Annotated in this window: 18 protein-coding genes; 8 read left to right on the top strand and 10 right to left on the bottom strand. The window is 71.1% G+C overall.

From position 1 onward, the window contains the following. Positions 1-21: 21 nt before the first annotated feature. The gene (allB, locus tag ACZ6IM_RS10300; RefSeq protein WP_052837585.1) at positions 22-1,359 is read right to left on the bottom strand and encodes an allantoinase AllB; all 1,338 of its coding nucleotides are present in this window, start codon (positions 1,357-1,359) and stop codon (positions 22-24) included. Between the two features lie 251 nt (positions 1,360-1,610). Here allB and allR point away from each other — a divergent pair, with 251 nt between their 5' ends. Beyond that, complete coding sequence (gene allR, locus ACZ6IM_RS10295) at positions 1,611-2,423, top strand: allantoin degradation transcriptional regulator AllR (protein WP_052837584.1); 813 nt, start codon at positions 1,611-1,613, stop codon at positions 2,421-2,423. 22 nt (positions 2,424-2,445) lie between these two features. Here the strand turns inward: allR and ACZ6IM_RS10290 are convergent, their stop codons facing one another. Then, positions 2,446-2,760 (bottom strand): DUF5955 family protein, encoded by a 315-nt coding sequence (locus tag ACZ6IM_RS10290; RefSeq protein ID WP_469555758.1) that lies wholly within the window; start codon positions 2,758-2,760, stop codon positions 2,446-2,448. Positions 2,761-2,914: 154 nt separating this feature from the next. Here ACZ6IM_RS10290 and ACZ6IM_RS10285 point away from each other — a divergent pair, with 154 nt between their 5' ends. Further along, on the top strand, positions 2,915-3,538 hold the full coding sequence (locus ACZ6IM_RS10285; RefSeq protein ID WP_469555755.1) for a nucleotidyltransferase family protein: 624 nt from the start codon (positions 2,915-2,917) through the stop codon (positions 3,536-3,538). Positions 3,539-3,722: 184 nt separating this feature from the next. After that, positions 3,723-5,345: a malate synthase A gene (gene aceB / locus ACZ6IM_RS10280; protein WP_469555752.1), complete on the top strand. Its 1,623-nt coding sequence runs from the start codon at positions 3,723-3,725 to the stop codon at positions 5,343-5,345. A 67-nt stretch (positions 5,346-5,412) separates the two neighbouring features. Here aceB and ACZ6IM_RS10275 read toward each other — a convergent pair whose 3' ends face one another. The 3 genes from ACZ6IM_RS10275 to ACZ6IM_RS10265 form a co-directional block, all read right to left on the bottom strand. Continuing rightward, a complete protein-coding gene (locus ACZ6IM_RS10275) occupies positions 5,413-6,327 on the bottom strand; it encodes a HipA family kinase (RefSeq protein ID WP_052837580.1) in 915 nt (304 codons plus the stop codon). A 65-nt stretch (positions 6,328-6,392) separates the two neighbouring features. Further along, the gene (locus ACZ6IM_RS10270; RefSeq protein ID WP_469555749.1) at positions 6,393-7,058 is read right to left on the bottom strand and encodes a maleylpyruvate isomerase family mycothiol-dependent enzyme; all 666 of its coding nucleotides are present in this window, start codon (positions 7,056-7,058) and stop codon (positions 6,393-6,395) included. A gap of 356 nt (positions 7,059-7,414) precedes the next feature. Continuing rightward, positions 7,415-8,026, bottom strand: coding sequence for a helix-turn-helix domain-containing protein (locus ACZ6IM_RS10265; protein ID WP_052837578.1), 612 nt, complete (start codon positions 8,024-8,026; stop codon positions 7,415-7,417). A gap of 145 nt (positions 8,027-8,171) precedes the next feature. Between ACZ6IM_RS10265 and ACZ6IM_RS10260 the strand changes: the two genes are divergently transcribed. Both ACZ6IM_RS10260 and ACZ6IM_RS10255 read left to right on the top strand, forming a co-directional pair. After that, positions 8,172-8,906, top strand: coding sequence for an SDR family NAD(P)-dependent oxidoreductase (locus ACZ6IM_RS10260; RefSeq protein ID WP_052837577.1), 735 nt, complete (start codon positions 8,172-8,174; stop codon positions 8,904-8,906). Positions 8,907-8,939: 33 nt separating this feature from the next. Then, complete coding sequence (locus ACZ6IM_RS10255) at positions 8,940-9,563, top strand: NADPH-dependent F420 reductase (protein WP_469555744.1); 624 nt, start codon at positions 8,940-8,942, stop codon at positions 9,561-9,563. A gap of 82 nt (positions 9,564-9,645) precedes the next feature. Here ACZ6IM_RS10255 and ACZ6IM_RS10250 read toward each other — a convergent pair whose 3' ends face one another. From ACZ6IM_RS10250 to ACZ6IM_RS10240, 3 genes are all read right to left on the bottom strand, one after another. Continuing rightward, positions 9,646-10,803: a cellulase family glycosylhydrolase gene (locus tag ACZ6IM_RS10250; RefSeq protein WP_052837575.1), complete on the bottom strand. Its 1,158-nt coding sequence runs from the start codon at positions 10,801-10,803 to the stop codon at positions 9,646-9,648. A gap of 252 nt (positions 10,804-11,055) precedes the next feature. Next, positions 11,056-12,084 (bottom strand): LacI family DNA-binding transcriptional regulator, encoded by a 1,029-nt coding sequence (locus ACZ6IM_RS10245; protein ID WP_469555742.1) that lies wholly within the window; start codon positions 12,082-12,084, stop codon positions 11,056-11,058. Further along, the gene (locus ACZ6IM_RS10240) at positions 12,081-14,522 is read right to left on the bottom strand and encodes a glycoside hydrolase family 2 protein (RefSeq protein ID WP_469555739.1); all 2,442 of its coding nucleotides are present in this window, start codon (positions 14,520-14,522) and stop codon (positions 12,081-12,083) included. The genes ACZ6IM_RS10245 and ACZ6IM_RS10240 overlap by 4 nt, the downstream gene beginning before the upstream one ends. A 272-nt stretch (positions 14,523-14,794) precedes the next feature. On the opposite strand from ACZ6IM_RS10240, the gene ACZ6IM_RS10235 reads away from it, so the two are divergent. From ACZ6IM_RS10235 to ACZ6IM_RS10225, 3 genes are all read left to right on the top strand, one after another. Then, positions 14,795-16,117 carry an ABC transporter substrate-binding protein gene (locus tag ACZ6IM_RS10235; RefSeq protein WP_469555737.1) on the top strand — a complete coding sequence of 441 codons (1,323 nt, stop codon included), beginning with the start codon at positions 14,795-14,797 and terminating at the stop codon, positions 16,115-16,117. A 111-nt stretch (positions 16,118-16,228) separates the two neighbouring features. Further along, complete coding sequence (locus ACZ6IM_RS10230; RefSeq protein WP_052837571.1) at positions 16,229-17,203, top strand: carbohydrate ABC transporter permease; 975 nt, start codon at positions 16,229-16,231, stop codon at positions 17,201-17,203. Then, a complete protein-coding gene (locus ACZ6IM_RS10225) occupies positions 17,200-18,069 on the top strand; it encodes a carbohydrate ABC transporter permease (RefSeq protein WP_052837570.1) in 870 nt (289 codons plus the stop codon). Before ACZ6IM_RS10230 ends, ACZ6IM_RS10225 begins: the two co-directional genes overlap by 4 nt. 8 nt (positions 18,070-18,077) lie before the next feature. Here ACZ6IM_RS10225 and ACZ6IM_RS10220 read toward each other — a convergent pair whose 3' ends face one another. Both ACZ6IM_RS10220 and ACZ6IM_RS10215 read right to left on the bottom strand, forming a co-directional pair. Beyond that, positions 18,078-18,692, bottom strand: coding sequence for a TOPRIM nucleotidyl transferase/hydrolase domain-containing protein (locus ACZ6IM_RS10220; protein WP_469555733.1), 615 nt, complete (start codon positions 18,690-18,692; stop codon positions 18,078-18,080). Positions 18,693-18,759: 67 nt separating this feature from the next. After that, positions 18,760-20,289 carry an IucA/IucC family protein gene (locus ACZ6IM_RS10215; protein WP_469555731.1) on the bottom strand — a complete coding sequence of 510 codons (1,530 nt, stop codon included), beginning with the start codon at positions 20,287-20,289 and terminating at the stop codon, positions 18,760-18,762. Positions 20,290-20,373: the final 84 nt, after the last annotated feature.

Here is a 20,373-nt window from a genome sequence, read left to right as displayed (position 1 = left end):
GGGTTCAGGGGGTCCGGGGCGTCAGGCCCGGTCGAGGAGCTGTCCCTTCGGGTCGGTGAACGCGCCGTCCGCCACGATGCGCTCGCCGCGCAGCCAGGTGGACTTCACGACGCCGTACAGGGTCTTGCCCGCGTACGCGGTGACGCGGTTGCGGTGCTGGAGGGCGGCCGGGTCGACGGTGAAGGCCTCGTCGGGGGCGAGGACGGCGAAGTCCGCGTCGTGGCCCGGCGCGATGGCGCCCTTGCGCGCGTCGAGCCCCACCAGGGCGGCCGTGCGCGCCGACATCCAGCGCACGATGTCCTCCAGGCCGAGGCCCCGCCCGCGGGCTGCGGTCCACATGGCCGGCAGGCTGAGCTGGAGGCCCGCGATGCCGCCCCAGGCGGTGGCGAAGTCGTCGGTCTTGAGGTCGGCGGTGGACGGGGAGTGGTCGGTGACCACGCAGTCGATCGTGCCGTCCGCCAGCGCCTGCCAGAGCAGGTCCTGGTTGGCGGCCTCGCGGATCGGCGGGCAGCACTTGAACTCGCTGGCGCCGTCCGGCACTTCCTCGGCGGTGAGCGTGAGGTAGTGCGGACAGGTCTCGACCGTCACCTTGACGCCGTCGGCGCGGGCCTCGGCGATCAGCGGCAGGGCGTCGCTGGAGGACAGGTGCAGCACGTGCACGCGCGCGTTGAACCGCTTGGCCTGCGCGAGCAGGGTCGCGATCGCGGTGTCCTCGGCGTCGCGCGGGCGGCTGGCAAGGAAGTGGGTGTACTTGGGGCCGCCCTGCTGCGGGGCCGCGGCCAGGTGGTGCGGGTCCTCGGCGTGCACGATCAGCAGGCCGTCGAAGGCGGCGATCTCCGCCAGGGACCGGGCGAGCTGCTCCTGGTCGAGGTGCGGGAACTCGTCCACGCCCGACGGCGACAGGAACGCCTTGAAGCCGAAGACCCCGGCCTCGTGCAGGGGACGCAGGTCCTTGACGTTGTCCGGCAGGGCGCCGCCCCAGAAGCCGACGTCGATGTGCGCCTTGTCGGCGGCGACCTCGCGCTTGGTGCGCAGGTTGTCGACCGTGGTGGTGGGCGGGATGGAGTTGAGCGGCATGTCGACGAGGGTGGTGATGCCGCCGGCGGCCGCGGCGCGGGTGGCGGTCCAGAAGCCCTCCCACTCGGTGCGGCCGGGGTCGTTCACGTGCACGTGGGTGTCGACCAGGCCGGGCAGCACGACGTGGTCGCCGACGTCCTCCAGCCGGGCGCCGTCCGGGACGGGGGCGTCGTACGGCAGGACCGCCGTGATCTTCTCGCCGGTCACCGCGATCGACGCGGCGCGTGTCCCCTCGGGGGTGATGACGCGCGTCGAGCGCAGCACCAGTTCAGCTCCGGACACCCGAAACCCCTCTTTCTGCCGCCGAGTTTTTTCAACGTTCTGTTGAAGTCTCCTGTCGAAGGAGTCTTCATTCCCGCTTCCGTGCCGTCAAGAGGCACCCTTTGTGCGGGCATGCCCACGACTCAGCCCTGGACGTTTCCACAAAGCGGAATTAGAATTCCAGCAAGCAGAACGTAGCTACGTACAAGCCGGTAGTCAACCGGCCGCCGGGTACGCTTCTTTCCTCCCGCCAGCCCCGAAAGGAACGTGCCGTGCCGACGTCCAGCGCCAGCACCACCGACTCCGCCAGGTCCGCCACCGGAGGCGTCCAGTCCCTGGAGCGCGCCTTCGACCTGCTCGAACGGATGGCGGACGCGGGGGGCGAGGTCGGCCTGAGCGAGCTCTCGGCGAGCAGCGGACTGCCGCTGCCGACCATCCACCGCCTGATGCGCACCCTCGTGGCCTGCGGATACGTGCGCCAGCAGCCCAACCGGCGCTACGCGCTCGGCCCCCGCCTGATCCGCCTCGGCGAGTCCGCCTCCCGACTGCTCGGCACGTGGGCCCGCCCGCACCTGGCCCGCCTGGTCGAGGAGACCGGCGAGACGGCGAACATGGCCCTGCTCGACGGGGACGAGATCGTGTACGTCGCCCAGGTGCCGTCCAAGCACTCGATGCGCATGTTCACCGAGGTCGGCCGGCGTGTCCTGCCGCACTCCACGGGCGTCGGCAAGGCGCTGCTGGCGAGCTTCCCGGCGGACGAGGTGCGGGCCCTGCTGAGCCGTACCGGCATGCCGGCCGCGACCGACAAGACGATCACCACGCCGGACGGCTTCATCGCGGCGCTGGAGGATGTGCGGCGCCAGGGCTACGCGATCGACGACAACGAGCAGGAGATCGGCGTCCGCTGCCTGGCCGTCTCGGTGCCGGACTCCCCCACCGCCGCGGCCATCTCGATCTCCGGCCCCGCGGGCCGCGTCACCGAGGCCGCGACCGACCGGATCGTGCCCCTGCTCCAGCAGGTGGCGGCGGAGCTGTCCCAGTCCCTGCTGAACTCGAACGGCTCCAACGGCACCCCCGCCGCCTGAGGCATTTTGCCGGGCAGGGGACTCAGCGGCGCGGCGGGTCCCCGAACAGTTCCACCGCGTGCCGGACCTCCGTCAGCCCCGGCCCCAGGGCGCTGACGGAGCCGATCGCGCCGGCTATCAGCAGCAGGGAGCGGCGCAGCCGTGGCGCCTCGGGCACGCCGTGGCCCGCCATGGCGGCGAGATCGGCCAGCTCGTCCTCCGCGATCGCGCGGTCCGGGAAGTCGGCGGGCAGCAGGGCGAGTTGACGGCGCAGCCGGGACACGGCGGTCCGCAGTGCCACCACCCTGACGTCCTCGTCGCCGACGGTCACGTGCCTTTGCCCCAAGCTCCGCAACACAGCCCCTCCCCCTCGCACCCCGTTGTGCGCGGGCCAGTAAACGCCACCCCGCGCCACGCGCGCCACCGCACAGACCGAAATTCAGTCTTCGGAAAGTGTCCGGAAACCCCGCGCACGCCCAAGTGTTTGGCGGGCGGTCAGGTATGCAGGGGGCATGAGAGACCACGAGGGACCGGCAGAAGACCAGGTGGGCGGCCGGGTGGCGGGGCTGCTGCTGGCCGCCGGGGGCGGCCGACGGCTCGGCGGCCGCCCCAAGGCGCTGCTCGAAAATCACGGACACCCACTCGTCGAACACGCGGTCGACACATTGCGCGCGGCCGGCTGCACCCGCGTACACGTCGTCCTGGGGGCGCGCGCCGACGACGTACGCGCGCGAGCGGCACTCGACGGCTGCGTTCTCGTGGACAACCCCGACTGGGAGCAGGGCATGGGGTCGTCGCTGCGGGCCGGGCTCGGCTCACTGGCGGGGACCGGGGCCCGGGCCGCGCTGGTCTGCCTGGTGGACCAGCCCGGCATCGGCGCGGAGGCGGTGGCCCGGGTGCGCGCCGGATACCGGGACGAGACGTCACTGGCCTCGGCGGCGTACGCGGGCGTGCGCGGGCATCCCGTGCTGCTCGGCGCCGCGCATTGGGCGGGGATCACGGCGACCGCCACCGGCGACCGGGGTGCCCGCGCCTATCTGAGGGAACACGAGACGCAGATCGCGCTCGTCGAGTGCGGGGACGTGGCGCGGCCGTACGACATCGACACCCCGGCGGACCTGGTCCACCTTGAGTGAGGGAGGTGGCACCGAGCGCCACCTTCCCTCGACCCGGAGAATCTCGACATCAACAAACCATTGAAGTTCCACGATGAGGAAACTACTATCCACTGACCAGAAGCACTCCGCTGCACGGCGAGTGCGTAATGCCCCCTACGCACCCTCTGGCACCCGGTGCCACCGCTGAAGGAAGTGACAGCTCATGTCCGCACCAGCGCCGTCCACGCTGGCCATCGTCGACGCCGAGCCCCTGCCCCGGCAGGAGGAGGTCCTCACCGATGCGGCGCTCGCCTTCGTGGCCGAGCTGCACCGGCGGTTCACGCCCCGGCGTGACGAGCTCCTCGCCCGCCGTGCGGAGCGCCGCGCCGAGATCGCCCGCACCTCCACGCTCGACTTCCTCCCCGAGACCGCCGCGATCCGCGCGGACGACTCCTGGAAGGTGGCTCCCGCTCCGGCCGCGCTGAACGACCGCCGCGTCGAGATCACCGGGCCCACCGACCGCAAGATGACCATCAACGCGCTCAACTCGGGCGCGAAGGTGTGGCTCGCGGACTTCGAGGACGCCTCCGCGCCGACCTGGGAGAACGTGGTCCTCGGCCAGCTCAACCTGACCTCGGCCTACACCCGCACCATCGACTTCACGGACGAGCGCACGGGCAAGTCCTACGCCCTGCGTCCGGACGGCGAACTGGCGACGGTCGTCATGCGCCCGCGCGGCTGGCACCTCGACGAGCGCCACCTCCAGGTGGACGGCCGTCCGGTCCCCGGCGCCCTGGTCGACTTCGGCCTGTACTTCTTCCACAACGCGCAGCGCCTCGTCGACCTCGGCAAGGGCCCGTACTTCTACCTCCCGAAGACAGAGTCCCACCTGGAGGCCCGCCTCTGGAACGAGGTGTTCGTCTTCGCGCAGGACTACGTCGGCATCCCGCAGGGCACGGTGCGCGCCACCGTCCTGATCGAGACGATCACCGCCGCGTACGAGATGGAGGAGATCCTCTACGAGCTGCGCGACCACGCCTCCGGGCTGAACGCCGGGCGCTGGGACTACCTGTTCTCCATCGTCAAGAACTTCCGTGACGGCGGCGCCAAGTTCGTCCTGCCCGACCGCAACGCGGTGACGATGACCGCCCCGTTCATGCGGGCGTACACCGAACTCCTCGTGCGCACCTGCCACAAGCGGGGCGCGCACGCGATCGGCGGCATGGCGGCCTTCATCCCCTCGCGCCGGGACGCCGAGGTCAACAAGGTCGCCTTCGAGAAGGTCCGGGCCGACAAGGACCGCGAGGCCGGCGACGGCTTCGACGGCTCCTGGGTCGCCCACCCGGACCTGGTCCCGATCGCCATGGAGTCCTTCGACAAGGTCCTCGGCGACAGGCCCAACCAGAAGGACCGCCTGCGCGAGGACGTCGACGTCAAGGCGGCCGACCTGATCGCGATCGACTCCCTGGACGCCAAGCCGACGTACGCCGGCCTCGTCAACGCCGTGCAGGTCGGCATCCGTTACATCGAGGCGTGGCTGCGGGGCCTGGGCGCCGTCGCCATCTTCAACCTGATGGAGGACGCGGCCACCGCCGAGATCTCCCGCTCGCAGATCTGGCAGTGGATCAACGCGGAGGTCGTCCTCGACAACGGCGAGCAGGTCACCGCCGACCTGGCCCGCAAGGTCGCCGCCGAGGAGCTGGCCAGCATCCGCGCCGAGATCGGCGACGAGGCCTTCGCGGCCGGCAACTGGCAGCAGGCGCACGACCTGCTGCTCACGGTGTCGCTCGACGAGGACTACGCCGACTTCCTGACGCTGCCGGCGTACGAGCAGTTGAAGGGCTGACGCCGCACCCGCTCGACGAGTCCGCGCCCCCGGAGCCGAAGCACGGCACCGGGGGCGCGGGCGTGGGTCAGCCCAGGTGCACGGACCAGTCCTGCTCGGCGGGCGGCTTGCCGTGCAGGTCCGGGACCCGCTTGAGCCAGTCGGGGCGGCCCCGCTGCGTGCGCGCCGCGCGGGCGGCGTTCTCGGCGGCCAGCTCCTCGCGGCTCGGGAAGCCGGTGGGCAGCCACTGCCGGGAGGCCCGTACGCGCGCGTGGAGGTAGTCCACGTAGGCGGCGCGCACCTTCTCCGCCGTGTCGAGGTCGCCCTCGCAGGTCAGCCACGCCTCGGGCACCCGGCCCACCACCTCGCGCAGCAGCTCCTCCGTCACCTTCGGCGCCAGCTCGGCGTCGGCGGCCGGGACGTCGGGCGTGTAATGGCCGAGGGCGTGGTGGCGGAAGTCGTACGCCTTCTCGGGCGGGGAGGCGCCCCAGCGGTGGTGGAAGACGAGGGCCGCGCCGTGGTCGATCAGCCACAGGCGCGGGGGTGCGGTGCCCAGGGTGGGCCAGACCATGAGGTTGGAGCTGTGCACCGTCCGGTCGACGTTCACCGTGAGGGCGTCCAGCCACACCACGCGCCCCGCCTCCCGCGCGTCCACCGGGAACACCTCGGCCAGCTCGGGCGTGAAGTCGGCGCCGCCCGACAGGTAGTCCATGCCGAGGTTGAGCCCCGCGCTGGCGTGCAGCAGGTCCCGCACCTCCTGGTGCGGCTCGGCTTCGGCGATCGCCGGATCGAAGTGCGCGAGCACCAGCTCCGGCACCCGCAGCCCCAGCTCCCGGGCCAGCTCCCCGACGACCACCTCGGCTACCAGCGCCTTGCGGCCCTGCGCGGAGCCGGTGAACTTCAGGACGTAGGTGCCGAGATCGTCGGCCTCGACCACGGCGGGCACGGAGCCGCCGGAGCGCAGGGGCTCGACGTAGCGGGTGGCGGTGACTTCGGTGAGCATGGGACGAGCATATGGACGCGCCCGAGCGTGGAGAAACGACGGCGCCTCGGCCGGCCCGGCGGACCTCACGCCGTCCCGCAGCGGCCGCGGAGAGTTTCCACCCCGTCCCCTTCCAGATCGTCGCAGTACGTCGCGCGTCCGGTCATGGCCATCACCAGGGCCACGGTGGGGCCTGACACCAGGGGCCCGGAACCGGTCGCGAAGGGGCCGTCGTCCGCGACGAGCCTCAGTCCCACGATGCGCTTCCTGGCGACGACCACGAGGTCCGAGCCCTGGTAGTACTCGGCCACCCGTGTGACGACGTCGACCGGGTAGTCGTGCCGGATGCCCAGCGGACGCCGTATGTCCTCGCCGTGCACCAGGGTCTCGCCCAGCACGGCGACGACGGGCAGGGCCGGCTTGGTCGTGCTCGGCACGACGCCCCTGAATCGCGCGAGGGTCTCGGCCGGGTCCGTGCCCAGCTGCTCGGCCAGCCGTACGGCGACCTGCTTGTCGAAGTCGAACCGGCAGCGGATCACCCCCGCCAGCCAGCGCACGGTGTTGAGACTCGCCCCCGCGGTGAGGTGCGCCAGTACCTCGCGCACCGTCAGCCCGGCGCACAGCGACGGCGTCGCCCACTGCTCGTCGGTCAGATCCGCGAGGTCGGAAGCCAGCGCCGCTCGCTCCGTACGGATCAGGGGCCAGACGCCTGCCTGGCGGCGGCGTTCCGCGGTCAACTCCGGATCAGTCATGCGGGAAGGTCTCCTGTCGTCGGCGTAGGGCGGGAAGGTTCGTGAAGGAGACTCTCATCCCCGCGCGAAGTCATCGCCCGCGAGCGATCTTTTTCCACGCGGCGGCAGAGCCGGTTCCGCGCGGACCGTTGTGCCGACGGGTACGCGGCCGAACACGCCCCACCGGTCCGCCGGCGCGTCCACGAGCGGCAGTCCGCGTCCGTGCTCGGCCTCCGAAGCCCCCGTGACCGTCGGACGGCGCTCACCCCCGGCTGTCGGAGACGTCGGTCCGCAGCGTGTACGCGTCCAGCCGCAGCAGCACCTCGCACCCCGCGCCACTGTTTCGGATCTCCCCGGCTCGTCGGCCGGGGGCCGGCTCAGCTCGACGCGTCGCCCCGTCGCCGCTCGTCGCCGGCCGCGGCGGGGACGGCGTTGTCGATGAGGACCGCGGCGATGGCGGCGGCGGTGGGGAAGGCGTCGGCGTCGAGGACCCGGGTGCGGGCCGCGGCGCCGTCGAGGAGCAGCGCGAGCTGCTCGCCGAGCTGTTCGGGGTCGGCGGCGCCGGCTTCGCGGGCGGTGTCGGCGAGCCGCGCGGCGACGGCCCTCTTGTACTCGCGTGCGTACCGGGATGCGGGATGCTCGGGGTCGTGCAGTTCGACCGCGGCGCCGATGTAGGGGCACAGCGGGGTGGTGGGGGGGACGTCGAAGGCGGCGAGGAGCCGTTCGCGGGGTGTGAGGTCGGTGCGGTCGAACACGCCGGACAGAACGGTGGGGTCGAACCGGCGCAGGTACTCGGCGACGAGCTCGTCCTTGCCGGCGAAGTGCTGGTAGGCCGTGCGCTTGGACACCTCTGCCGCCGCGCAGAGCTGATCCATGCCCGTGCGGTTGATGCCCTGCTCGCGGAACAGCCGCTGGGACGCGCCGAGGATGCGCTCGCGAGCGCCCCGGCCGCGGCGGCGGCCCGTGGGGCCCTTCTCCAACTCCGTCATGGGAGTCATCGTACCCGAATCCGGTAACGACCGGTGTACATAACTTGCGCCCCGGCCACCCGCCCCGTACGTTAAGGACACGGGTCGGTGTACTTAACGCTGCCGCCCCGGCCACACTCGGCACCACCGACCCAAGGGAACGACCATGGGAAAGCTCGACGGCAAGGTCGCGGTCATCACCGGCGGCACCACCGGCATGGCGCTGGCAGGCGCGAAGCTGTTCGTCGAAGAGGGAGCGCACGTCTTCATCACGGGCCGCCGCCAGGACGCCCTGGACGAGGCCGTGAAGCAGATCGGCCGCAACGTCACCGGCGTCCAGGGCGACGCCGCCGACCTGGACGACCTCGACCGCCTCTACGACACCGTCAAGCGGGAGAAGGGCAGCCTCGACGTACTGTGGGCCAGTGCGGGCGGCGGCGAACCCGCCCCGCTCGGCGAGATCACCGAGGCACAGTTCGACACCTGGTTCGGACTCAATGCCCGCGGCACCCTGTTCACCGTCCAGAAGGCGCTCCCGCTGTTCAACGACGGCGGCTCCATCCTCATGACCGGCTCCAACGCCTCTCTCGGCGCCTTCCCCGGCTGGAGCGTCTACGCCGGCAGCAAGGCCGTCCAGCAGGCCTGGGCCCGCGTCTGGCTCAACGAACTCAAGGACCGCCGCATCCGCGTCAACGTCCTCACCCCCGGCCAGGTCGCCACCGCCAAGCAGGCGGAACTCTTCGACGAGGCCACCAAGCGCCAGTTCGAGTCCCTCATCCCCCGCGGCCGGATGGGCCACCCCGACGAAATCGCCACCGCCGCCCTCTTCCTCGCCTCCGACGACTCCAGCTACGTCAACGGCATGGAACTCGTCGCCGACGGCGGCACCACCGCCGTCTGAACCGGACAACACACGACCAGGGCAGGACATCTCATGAGCAGCATCAGCATCATCGGCACCGGGAACATGGCCCGTACCCTCGGCGCGCGGGCGACAGCGGGCGGCAACACCGTCGAGGTCATGGGCCGCGACCGGGCCAAGGCCGCCGCCCTGGCCAGGAGTCTCGGCGGCGGCGCCACGACCGGAGAGTGGGGCACCGCCCCGGCCGGGGACATCGTCGTCCTGGCCCTGCTGCACAACGGCGTCGTGCCGGCCGTCACCCAGTACGGAGACGCCCTCGCGGGCAAGATCGTCGTCGACATCAGCAACCCCTTCAACTCCACCTTCGACGGACTGGCCCACCACGAGGAGACCTCGATCGCGCAGGAAGTCGCCAGGGCGGCCCCGGCGGGCACCAGCGTGGTGAAGGCGTTCAACACCGTCTTCCGCCACGTCCTGGAGAAGGGCCGGCCCGACGTGTTCATCGCCGGCGACGACGTTCCGGCCAAGGCAACCGTGGCGGCGTTCGTCGAGAGCCTCGGGCTGCGCCCGCTGGACGTCGGCGGCCTGAAGATGGCGCACTGGCTGGAAGGAGTGGGCGTGGTCACGGTGGGCCTCGCCAACCACGGGGTGGGGAACCTGGACTTCTCCCTCGGCATCACCGCACTTCCCGCCTGACGAGACGGGGTGGTGCCACCGCACGACGGAACGCTCCGCCTCGGAGGTCCTCCCGGGCGGAGCGTTCCGTCGTGCTCCCCGGTCAGCCGTCCGCCGCGCTGCCCCGGACGACACAGGACCGGCTGTTCTCCCAGCCCCACCCGTCACCGTCGGGGTCCGAGGCGCTGCCGTTCACGCAGTACGGGTACCCGTTGGGCGCCGTACCCCCAGTGCTGCCACCGTCGCCGCCGCCGTAGACCGTCGCCCTCTTGGACGTGGCCGCGATGCCGTTGCTGCCGTTGAAGAAGCGGTCGCCCCAGCTGGTCAGCGCGTTCGGGTCGAAGCCGTTGACCATGTCGAGGTACTCGACACCGCCGCCGTTGCCGCTCCAGGACCAGCCGATGTAGCCGACGCCGAGGGACTGGGCGGTCGCCATGATGGCGTCCTCGTCGGGGTTGCCGTCGCTGTGCTGGTTGCCGAACTCGCCCACGACGATGGGCAGTTTGTTGCCGACGAAGGCGTCGAGGTAGTCCCGCACCTCGGCGGCGGTGTCGTAGACCCCGTACATGTGGATGGAGAAGACGGTGTTGCGGTCGGGGTCGGAGGCGAAGACCGAGGCGGCGTTGGAGCGCATCGTGCCGGACCAGTCCTGACCCCAGTTGGGCGCGTCGACCATCAGGGCGTGGTCGATGCCGGCACCCCGGATCCTGGCGATGGCCGACTTGGTCGCGTCGGTCCACGCGGCGTAGTTCGTGTTGCCGAAGGGCTCGTTGCCGATGTTGACGACGACGTAGTCCTCCTGGCCCGCCAGCGCGCTCTTCACGCTGATCCAGTAGTCGGCCGCCTGGTCCAGGCTGGTCGCGGCGCCGTCCTCGCCGTACCCGGTGGTGTCGTGCACCTCCAGGACGCAGATGACCTTGTTGGCCTTGCACTGGCCGATGAGCGCGGAGACCTGGGTCGCGCTCGTCTTCGTCCAGCGGCCGCCGCTGCCGAGTACGACGCGGACGGTGTTGGCGCCCTTGGCCGCGATGTCGGCGATGGAGCTGGTGCGGTCGGGGTACCAGGTGTACGCGTGGTTGACCCCGCGCATGACGAACGCGTTGCCGTTGCCCTCGACGACGCGTCCGTCGCTGACGTGGATTCCGCCGGCCGCGGCCTGCGCCCTGCCGGTGGAAGGACCGGCGAGGGACAGGAGCAGTCCGAGGACGGCGGCGAACGCCAGCCCCGCGGTCGTGATCAGCGTGCTTCTCGACTGCCGCATGAGTCTCCTTCTGCGATGGATATAGGCATGAACCTGACAACGTTGTCCCGCTGCAAGCCGCCTTGACCGGTTAACCGATACGGAACGTAGAGGGGGCCGAGACACCTGTCAATTGTCTCGTCAGGGTGAACTGCACAGGTGGACGCCGTGAATGGAAGGCTTGTCTGTGCTGGTCAGCCAGTTTAGCGGTTTAGTGAACGAGGGGGCGCGGCATCACGCCGCGCCCCCTCGACCGACCGCGTCCCGCCGCCCCTACGCCGGAGGCGGGGCGGTCGACGCCCGCGGCACCAGGGACGGCGTCGCGACGGGCTGGGACGTCACTTCGTGGCCCGCCAGCACCTCGAACAGCACCCGCGCGACCTGTGCGCCGAAGCCGTGCACGTCGTGGCTCATCGCCGACAGGGTCGGATGCGTCAGGCGGCACAACTGGGAGTCGTCCCACGCCAGCAGCGACAGGTCGTCCGGCACGGAGACGCCCATCTCGGCGGCGACACCGAGACCGGCGACCGCCATGATGTCGTTGTCGTAGAGGATCGCCGTGGGCCGCTCGGCGGACAGCAGCAGGGAGCGGGTGGCGCGCGCGCCGTCCTCGCCGGAGAACCCCGTCTCGACGTGCGGCCCGCGCTCCAGGCCGACCGCGGCCATGGTCTGCTCGAACGCGGTCGTCCGGATGGCGCTGTGACCGAGCCCCCGGGGGCCGCCCACGTGGGCGATGCGCCGGTGCCCCAGCACCGCCAGGTACCGCACCGCCTCGGCGACTGCGGCGGCGTCGTCGGTCCACACCGACGGGAACCCGCCGGTGAGGGACGGGTGACCGACCGCCACGGCCGGGAGGCCGATGCGCCGCAGCGGGGCGATCCGCGGATCCTCGCGATGGAAGTCGACCAGGATCGAACCCCCTATCTGCCGCTCCCGCCACCAGCGTTCCTGCAACCCGATCTCCTCGTCCAGCGAACCGACGAGGCGCAGCAGCAGGGAGCAGTCGCGCTCGGCCAGCACACTCTCGATGCCGGAGACGAACTCCATGTAGAACGGCTCCAGGCCCAGCAGCCTGGCCGGCCTGCAGATCGCCAGCCCCACGGTGTCGACGGACCGGCGCGACAGGCTGCGCGCCGAGGAGTTCGGGGCCCAGCCCAGTTGCCGGGCCGCCGCGAAGATCCGCTCACGGGTGGCGTCGGAGACCCCGGGTTTGTCGTTGAAGGCGAGGGACACCGCGCCCTTGGACACACCGGCGGCCGCGGCGACGTCCTTGATGGTGACCCGCACGGAGGGTGCGCTCACGCCGGTTCCACGCAGAACAGTGCCGCGCGCACGGCGTTGGCCCCGGTCTCTGCCGCGCCCGTGACCCGCAGCCGGAGCTGCTCGCCGGGCAGCAGGGTGCGCAGTCCGGTGTCGCAGACAGCGTCCGGTCCGAGCCGGTCGGCCTGCAGGAGGAGGTCACGGACGAGGGTGTGTGCGGTTACCACGACCTCGACATTACCCGTCCCGGCACCCACCGGGGACTCCACGGCCACGTCGTAGCGCGGTACCGGGTAGGCGAAGTCCCGGTCCGTGACGGAGAAGTGCACGCTCCGCAGGTCCTCGCTGTCGGCGACGAGGAACTCCTTGGCCGACCGCGGTGCGGGGGCCAGGTCCTGCGGCACGGCCCGCCGGTGCACGGAGCGGGCGGCGACGGTCACGTCGAGCACGTGCTCGGCCACCTCGACGCCGTCCGCCCGCAGCCGCCGCAGGGTCACGCGCGTCTGCCAGGGCTCGGCCGCCTGGTTGACGACGGCGAGTACGGGGCCGTCGTCGCCGTCGCCCGGCTGGAGCGTGAGGAGCCGGTCGGCGTAGACCCGGCGCAGCTCGTGGTAGAGCGGCTTGAGCCGGCCGTCGCCGTCGATGGCCGCCCAGGAGCTGACCGGCCAGCAGTCGTTGATCTGCCAGACGACGGTGCCGGCGCACACGGGCCAGTGGGAGCGCCAGTGCTCGATCCCGGTGGCGATCGCGCGGGCCTGCACGACCTGGGTGAGGTAGTGCCAGCGGTCGAAGTCGTCCTCGGGCAGCACGAAGTGGCGTTCCAGGCCCCGGTTCAGCTTGCCGTTGCCGTCTTCGGCCTTCTGGTGGTGCAGCATGCCGGGCGAGTCGGGCGCGAGACGCTCGCCGGGCAGCGCACGTCGCAGGGTCGCCATCGCGGGCGGTGCCTGCCAGCCGAACTCCGACACGAAGCGGGGCACCGAGTCGCGGTACTCGGCGTAGTCCCGGCGGTTCCAGACCTCCCAGGAGTGATACGTGCCGTGGGCCGGGTCGTTGGGGTGGTGGTCCCAGGAGCCGGACCAGGGACTGCCCGCGCTGTAGGGGCGGGTGGGGTCGAGTTCGGCGACGATCCGCGGGAGCAGGTCCAGGTAGTAGCCGCCGCCCCAGGAGTCGCCGCCGAGTTCGGGCTCCCAGTCCCAGTCACGGAAGCCCCAGAGGTTCTCGTTGTTGCCGTTCCACAGGACGAGCGAGGGGTGCGGCATGAGCCGGACAACGTTGTCGCGAGCCTCGGCCTCCACCTCGCCGCGCAGCGGCTGCTCCTCGGGGTAGGCGGCGCAGGCGAAGAGGAAGTCCTGCCAGACCATGAGGCCCAGCTCGTCGCACGCGTCGTAGAAGGCGTCGTCCTCGTAGATGCCGCCGCCCCAGATCCGCACCAGGTCCACGCCCGCGTCGGCGGTCTGGCGCAGCCGGGTGCGGTAGCGCTCCGGGGTGATCCGGGACGGGAAGACGTCGTCGGGGATCCAGTTGACCCCGCGCGCGAAGATCCGTTCGCCGTTGACGACGAGGGTGAAGCCGGTGCCGTGCCGGTCCGCCGAGCGGTCCAGTTCCACGGTCCGGAAGCCGATGCGCCGGTGCCAGGAGTCCAGGGGCCGCTCCTCGGAACCGGGGCCGGCCTCGACGAGTGCGAGTTCCAGGTCGTACAGAGGCTGGTCGCCGTAGCCGCGGGGCCACCACAGGGCGGCGTCCGGCACCTCCAGCGTCAGTACGGCGTGCGTCCCCTCCACCTCGCCGCGCGCCACGGCGAGGCCGTCCCCGACGGTGGCCCGCACGGCGAGCGAGCGGGCCGTCCCCTGCGCGGTCCGCTCGACCTCCACGCGTACCTCGACGCGGCCGGTGCCGCGGTGGACCGTCACCAGCGGGCGTACGTCCGCCAGCCGGGCCGTCGACCACCGCTCCAGCCGGACCGGGCGCCAGATGCCCGCGGTCACCAGGGTCGGTCCCCAGTCCCAGCCGAAGCTGCACGCCATCTTGCGGATGTACTGGAACGGCTCCGGGTAGACGTTGGGGCGCTCCCCCGTCAGTGCCCGCACCGAGGCCGCCTCGTCGTAGGCGGAGGCGAAGTCCACCGCCAGGAGCCCGTGGTGGCCGGTGACGTCGAAGCGGTGGCGCCGGTGCATGTTCCGGGTGCGGCCCAGCTCCCGCCCGTCCAGGGTGATGGTCGCGGCGGTGTCCAGGCCGTCGAAGACCAGGTCGGTCCGCTCGAACCGCTCACCGGCGGTGTCGGCGGCCCCCAGGTCGCGGACGTAGGTCCAGGCCCGCCGCCCCACCCAGGCCACGTCGGGTTCGTTGACGCCGAGGAAGGGGTCCGGGATCAGCCCGGCCGCGAGCAGATCGGTGTGGACGCAGCCCGGGACCTGGGCGGGCAACAGGTTCTCGCTGTGGCAAAGGCTCCAGCCCTCGGCGAGCGGGACGACTTCCTTCATGTACGGCTCCTTCGGCGGGACGGGCCCGGTGTCGTAGGCAACGCGGCTCAACCTAACCCCACAGAAGTGAACCGGTCTAGCCCTCTTTGATCGACAGAAGCCCTCGCGCGGGCGCAGTCACCGCACGGATATCTTCGCGCCACCTCTCACCTCAGGTAACGATTGAGTATCGCGGAGGATGAGGAAGCTTTACCGGTTCACGAGCGGCTGACATAGTCGCCGTCAGCCACCACCGGAGCCCGAGCCGTAATCCTTGGAAAGGAGCTGGGCACATGGGGAAGAGGACGCTGAGCGTCGCACTGCTCGCCACCGCGATGCTGACCGTCGCGGGGTGCAGCGGAGGGGGAAGCGCGGACGCCGGCGAGACCGCCGCCGCGCCGGTGAACCCGGACGGCGTCTCGGGGGACATCACCGTGCTCACCAATCGCACCGACCTCGTCGAGGACGGGACGATGAAGAAGTACGCCGCCGAGTTCAACAAGACCTACCCCGAGGTGAAGGTGAAGTTCGAGGGCCTCACCGACTACGAGGGGGAGGTGAAGATCCGCATGAACACGGAGGACTACGGCGACGTCCTGCTGATCCCGTCGGCGGTCGCCAAGGGTGACTACCCCAAGTTCTTCGCTCCGCTGGGCGAGACCTCGTCGATGAAGAGCACCTACCGCTTCACCGACAAGACCGAGGTCGCGGGCAAGACGTACGGCATCGCCACCTTCGGTACCGCCAACGGCCTGGTCTACAACAAGGCACTGTTCAAGAAGGCCGGCATCACCGACTGGCCGACGACGAGCGAGCAGTTCCTCGACGACCTCCAGGCCGTCGAGGACAAGACCGGGGCGACCCCGTACTACACCAACTTCAAGGACGGCTGGCCGCTCGAAAGCCCCTGGACCAACGGCGTCGGCTCGATCAGCTGCGACACCCAGGCCTCCGACAAGCTGGCCTCGATGGACAAGCCCTGGGCCGAGGGCAACGACCTCAGCACCCTCGACACCCTGCTCTACGACATCGTCCACCACAAGCTGTCGGAGAAGGACCCGGCCACCACCAACTGGGAGAGCTCGAAGACCCTCCTGGCCAAGGGCAAGGTGGGCAGCATGATGCTCGGCTCCTGGGCCGTCAACCAGATGCGGGACGCGGCCGAGACGGCCGGGCGGAACCCCGACGACATCGGCTTCATGCCGGTCCCGTCACAGAAGGACGGCGCCTTCTGCGCCACCCTGGTCTCCGACTACCAGCAGGCCGTCAACATCCACTCGGACCACAAGGAGGCCGCCCGGGCGTGGATCGACTGGTTCACCGAGAAGTCCGGCTACGCGGCCAAGGAGGGCGCCGTCTCCGCCCTGAAGGCCGAGGGCATGCCGGCGACACTCAAGGATTACGTTGACAACGATGTCAAGCTGATCGAGCGTTCCGAGGCGAAGACGGCCGACGTCAACGCCATCGACAACGCCTCGGAGATCGGACTCAACAAGCCCGACTACCGCAAGAAGCTCATCGACATCGCCCGCGGCGCCACGGACGGATCACTCGAGGACTACTTCGACGACCTGAACAAGCGCTGGTCCGAGGCCAGGCAGACCGTCGGCTCCTGACCCGGCACCCGTCTGAACCCAGCACCCGCCGGGTCCCCTCCCCCGCCTCCGCGGCGAACGGGACCCGGCACCCAGTGCCCTCAGCGGACGACGAAAGGCCCTGGCTCCGCAATGACCCGAACCGCATCCACCGCTTCACCACCCGCTCCGGCCGCCGGGCCGGAGGGGGTCGGCGAACGACCCTCCCGGCACCGCGCACGGACCGGCTCCTCCTGGCACGACCGGCCGCTGCGCAAGCTCACCCCGTGGCTGTTCCTGCTGGCGCCCCTGGCCCTGCTGATCACGTTCACGTACGTGCCGGTGGGCAACATGATCTACTACAGCTTCACCGACTGGGACGGTGTCAGCCCCGCCCGCAACTACGTCGGCACGGAGAACTACACCGAGATCTTCACCCGCCCCGAGCTGCTCCGGGTGTTCGCGGTGAGCTTCTACTACCTGGCGGCGTCCGTCGTACAGATCGTCATCGCCCTGTACTTCGCCGCCGTCCTCAGCTTCGACCTGCGCTTCAGGAACCTGTTCAAGGGCATCCTGTTCTTCCCGTACCTGATCAACGGCGTCGCGATCGGCTTCGTCTTCCTCTACTTCTTCCAGGACGGCGGCACGCTCGACTCGGTCCTGTCCTGGTTCGGCGTCGGCACCGACCACGCCTGGCTGGGGACTCCGGAGTCGGCCAACGCCTCCATGGCGGGGGTGTCCGTGTGGCGCTTCACCGGTCTGAACTTCGTGCTGTTCCTCGGCGCGATCCAGTCGATCCCCGGCGAGCTGTACGAGGCCGCCCAGCTGGACGGCGCCGGCCGCTGGAAGCAGTTCCGGCACATCATCGCGCCGAGCATCCGGCCGGTGCTGAGCCTGAGCGTCATCCTGGCGATCTCCGGCTCCCTCTCCGTGTTCGAAATCCCGTACATCATGACCGGCGGCGCGACGGAGACCTCGACGTTCGTCATCCAGACGGTGAAGTTCGCCTTCCAGTTCAACAAGACCGGCCTGGCCTCGGCCTGCGCGGTGGTGCTGCTGGCGATCATCCTGCTGATCACCTGGATCCAGCGCCGCCTCGTGCCCGACGAGAAGGTGGATCTCGTATGACCCTCACGGCCCCCGCCCGCCCGCAGGAACGGCCGCGCCGCCGTCCGCGCGTCAGCACGGCGCTGACGTACGTGTCACTGGTCGTCGCCTCCGCCGTGGTGCTGCTGCCGCTGCTCGTGATCTTCCTGACCTCGCTGAAGTCCTACGGGGAGATCTCCGACGGCCAGGGCGCCCTGGCGCTGCCCGACGACTGGCTCAACTTCTCCAACTACGCCACGGCCTTCACCGACGGCCACCTGCTCCAGGCCTTCGGCAACACGGCCTTCATCCTGCTGTTCTCCATCACCGGCACCGTGATCATCGGCTCGATGACGGCGTACGCCATCGACCGCTTCGACTTCCGCTTCAAGAAGCTCGTCATGGCGCTGTTCCTGATCGCCACGCTGGTGCCGGCCGTGACGACGCAGGTCGCCACCTTCCAGGTCGTCAACAGCTTCGGGCTGTTCAACACCCGCTGGGCCCCGGTCCTGCTGTACATGGGCACCGACATCGTGGCCATCTACATCTTCCTTCAGTTCATCCGCGGCATCCCGAGGTCCCTCGACGAGGCCGCGCGGCTCGACGGCGCCAACTCCTTCACCATCTACCGGAAGATCATCTTTCCGCTGCTGAAGCCCGCCGTCGCGACCGTGGTCATCATCAAGGGCATCACGACGTACAACGACTTCTACATCCCCTTCCTCTACATGCCCTCCGAGGACCTCGGGACCATGTCGACGGCCCTGTTCCGGTTCAAGGGGCCCTTCGGCGCGCACTGGGAGAACATCTCCGCCGGGGCCGTCCTCGTCATCGTGCCGACCCTGGTGATCTTCCTGTTCCTCCAGCGCTACATCTACAACGGCTTCGCCCAGGGGGCCACGAAGTAGCCCGCCGGTCACAGCCCCGCGAGGAGGTCCGCGAGCGGGGCCGGTGGCCGTCCGGTGCCGAGGGCCTCCACCAGGAGGCCGCCGTAGCGGATCTTGCGGCCCTTCTTGGTGCTGAGGAAGCGGCGCAACTGCTGCTGCCGGGTGCGGTCGTGCTGCGCGGGCTGGCCCAGGAAGGTCTGCCAGGGGCGCAGTTCGCCCTCGGCCCGTATGACCTCCTCGACCCGCGCCGTGCCGAGGGCGCGGATCATCTCGTCCTCCAGGTCGGCCACGCAGACGTGGAAGTCCCGCGGGGCACCGGCCCGCTGCCAGCCCCGGTCGTAGAAGGGCTCCTCGCGGGCGTCGCAGAGGCCGGTCAGGCGCAGGCCGAGGCCGGGCGGGCCGAGCAGACCGGCGAAGCGGCCGACGCTCATCGCGCCGCCCATCGACACCACGGCCACGCCTTCGGCGGTCAGGTCGCGGTCCTCGCGGGCCGCCAGCGCCTCGACGGCGGCGAGGTCGCTGGGGCCCTCCAGCAGCACCGCCGTCCGCAGTCCGAGGTCCGCCGCCAGCTGTGCCGCCGTGTCCCCGGCGCCGCCCGCCGCCCAGCGGGCCAGCTCGTCCCGGAACGCGTCCATGTCCGCCATGCGGTGAGTGTGCACCACCGGGGTGCGCTGCGGCACGGGATTTCCGGGCGTCGTGAAGGGCCGCCGCTCACGCCCCGCGCAGCGGGTTGGGCAGGGGGCGGTAGCGGGCGTCGGCGCCGTCCGCGCCGGTCCAGCGCAGCAGGAGGTTGGTCTTGGCGGGGAGGGTGGGAGCGGTGAGCAGGGCGGGGATCTCGGGGAGGTCGTGGCGGGCCAGTTCGCGGCGGACGGCGGGCCAGGGGTCGAGGCCGGGGTGGTGTTCGGCGAGGGCGGCGGCGATCTCGTACAGGTGGTTGACGACCAGGCAGTAGACCAGGCGCTCCCAGCCGGCCGCCCGTGGGGTGTCCGGCAGGAGCTTGACGCCCTCCGCGTCCCGGAACAGGGCCTGCACGGGGGTGCCGGCCGGGTCCACGGCGACCAGGGTGTTCTGCAGGTGCGCCTCCAGGACGACGCCGTCGTCGGCGAAGGCGGTCAGGACCGGCGGGACGACGACGGCGAGGTACGCCTGCCACCAGGCCGCCGGGTCCGCGGTGGCCGTGAGCGGGCTGCCGGGAAAGCCCTCCACGAGCGCGGCGGCCAGGAGCGGGGTCGCGCCGGGCAGGAGGTGGTCCCGCACGCCGTCGCGGACGACGACGGCCAGTTCCTCGAAGGCGAAGTCGGCGGTGCGGTGGCCGCGGTCGCCGAGCCAGGCGGCGGGGGGCCCGACGGAGGCGAAGGCCTCGCTGACCGCCGTGTCGGTGCGGCGCAGTCTCATCAGGTCGTGGCGCCACAGACGGCGGATGTCGTTGGTGACCCGCACGTCGAGGCTGAACTTCAGGAACAGGTCCCGTCCGGGCAGGTACTCGGGCGCGTAGACCGTGCGGATCGCGGCCGTCGGCCAGGCGAAGAAGCCGGTCGTGCCCACCCGGACGAGCCGGCCGTCGGCGAAGGCGGGGGCGAGGGCCGGTGCCGTCAGCTCCAGCTGCCAGGGGTGGGCGGGCAGCAGCCGGTAGCCGGGCGGGGCCTTGCCGAGGGCGTCCAGAGCGGCGGTGTCGCCCTCGTCGACGACGGTGTCCTCGCGCGCGGCGAGCAGTGTCAGCGGGAAGCGGGCGTGCGCCTCGGGCGCGTACGGCAGCCACCCGGCGTGCGGACCGCCGCCGCGGGCCTTGGGGGCGGGGTGGTGGGTGTGGCCGGTGAGCAGGCCCTGCTCGGAGCGGAGGTACGGGTCCGCGGGCGGGGTGGCACGCGCGCGTGCCGTCAGCAGCGCGGCCACCGCGTCCCGGCTGTCGGTCATCTCGGTGGGCAGTTCGTGATTGCTCACACCGGTGTGCCGGCGCAGGGCCTCGGCGACCAGCTTCACCAGCTCGGCGTGGTCGACGCGGTGCCACCCGTGCGCCGTGCGGACCTCGGGTTCGGCGGGCCGGCGGCCCCCGCGCACCCGCAGCAGCCTGCCGCCGGGCAGCCGGTAGACGGGGCGGGCGCCGGGGCCCGGCAGGGGTTCGGCCACCTCGCGCAGCAGGCAGTTCAGCAGCGGTACGGCCGCGTGGGCGTCGGCGCGGCGCGCGATGTCGTCCCGGGAGTCGGCGCCGGTGGGCGGGGGCAGGAGATCCACGCGTTCCACTCGTTCCCTACGGTCGGTCCATGGCGGAGAGGACGGAGACGATCAGTATGTCTCTCGTCGGGTGCGTCGTACGTCGCTCGTCAT

This window comes from Streptomyces sp. NPDC042336 (assembly GCF_055581985.1).
The sequence above is the reverse complement of the archived record's forward strand: the minus strand, read 5'-3'. Positions and strand labels throughout refer to the sequence as shown.

Coding starts and splice junctions, on each gene's coding strand:
- ACZ6IM_RS10285 (WP_469555755.1), top strand. CDS start 2,915: ATGAGAGACCACGAGGGACCGGCAGAAGACCAGGTGGGCGGCCGGGTG.
- aceB (WP_469555752.1), top strand. CDS start 3,723: ATGTCCGCACCAGCGCCGTCCACGCTGGCCATCGTCGACGCCGAGCCC.
- ACZ6IM_RS10275 (WP_052837580.1), bottom strand. CDS start 6,327: ATGCTCACCGAAGTCACCGCCACCCGCTACGTCGAGCCCCTGCGCTCC.
- ACZ6IM_RS10270 (WP_469555749.1), bottom strand. CDS start 7,058: ATGACTGATCCGGAGTTGACCGCGGAACGCCGCCGCCAGGCAGGCGTC.
- ACZ6IM_RS10265 (WP_052837578.1), bottom strand. CDS start 8,026: ATGACGGAGTTGGAGAAGGGCCCCACGGGCCGCCGCCGCGGCCGGGGC.
- ACZ6IM_RS10260 (WP_052837577.1), top strand. CDS start 8,172: ATGGGAAAGCTCGACGGCAAGGTCGCGGTCATCACCGGCGGCACCACC.
- ACZ6IM_RS10255 (WP_469555744.1), top strand. CDS start 8,940: ATGAGCAGCATCAGCATCATCGGCACCGGGAACATGGCCCGTACCCTC.
- ACZ6IM_RS10250 (WP_052837575.1), bottom strand. CDS start 10,803: ATGCGGCAGTCGAGAAGCACGCTGATCACGACCGCGGGGCTGGCGTTC.
- ACZ6IM_RS10240 (WP_469555739.1), bottom strand. CDS start 14,522: ATGAAGGAAGTCGTCCCGCTCGCCGAGGGCTGGAGCCTTTGCCACAGC.
- ACZ6IM_RS10235 (WP_469555737.1), top strand. CDS start 14,795: ATGGGGAAGAGGACGCTGAGCGTCGCACTGCTCGCCACCGCGATGCTG.
- ACZ6IM_RS10230 (WP_052837571.1), top strand. CDS start 16,229: ATGACCCGAACCGCATCCACCGCTTCACCACCCGCTCCGGCCGCCGGG.
- ACZ6IM_RS10225 (WP_052837570.1), top strand. CDS start 17,200: ATGACCCTCACGGCCCCCGCCCGCCCGCAGGAACGGCCGCGCCGCCGT.
- ACZ6IM_RS10220 (WP_469555733.1), bottom strand. CDS start 18,692: ATGGCGGACATGGACGCGTTCCGGGACGAGCTGGCCCGCTGGGCGGCG.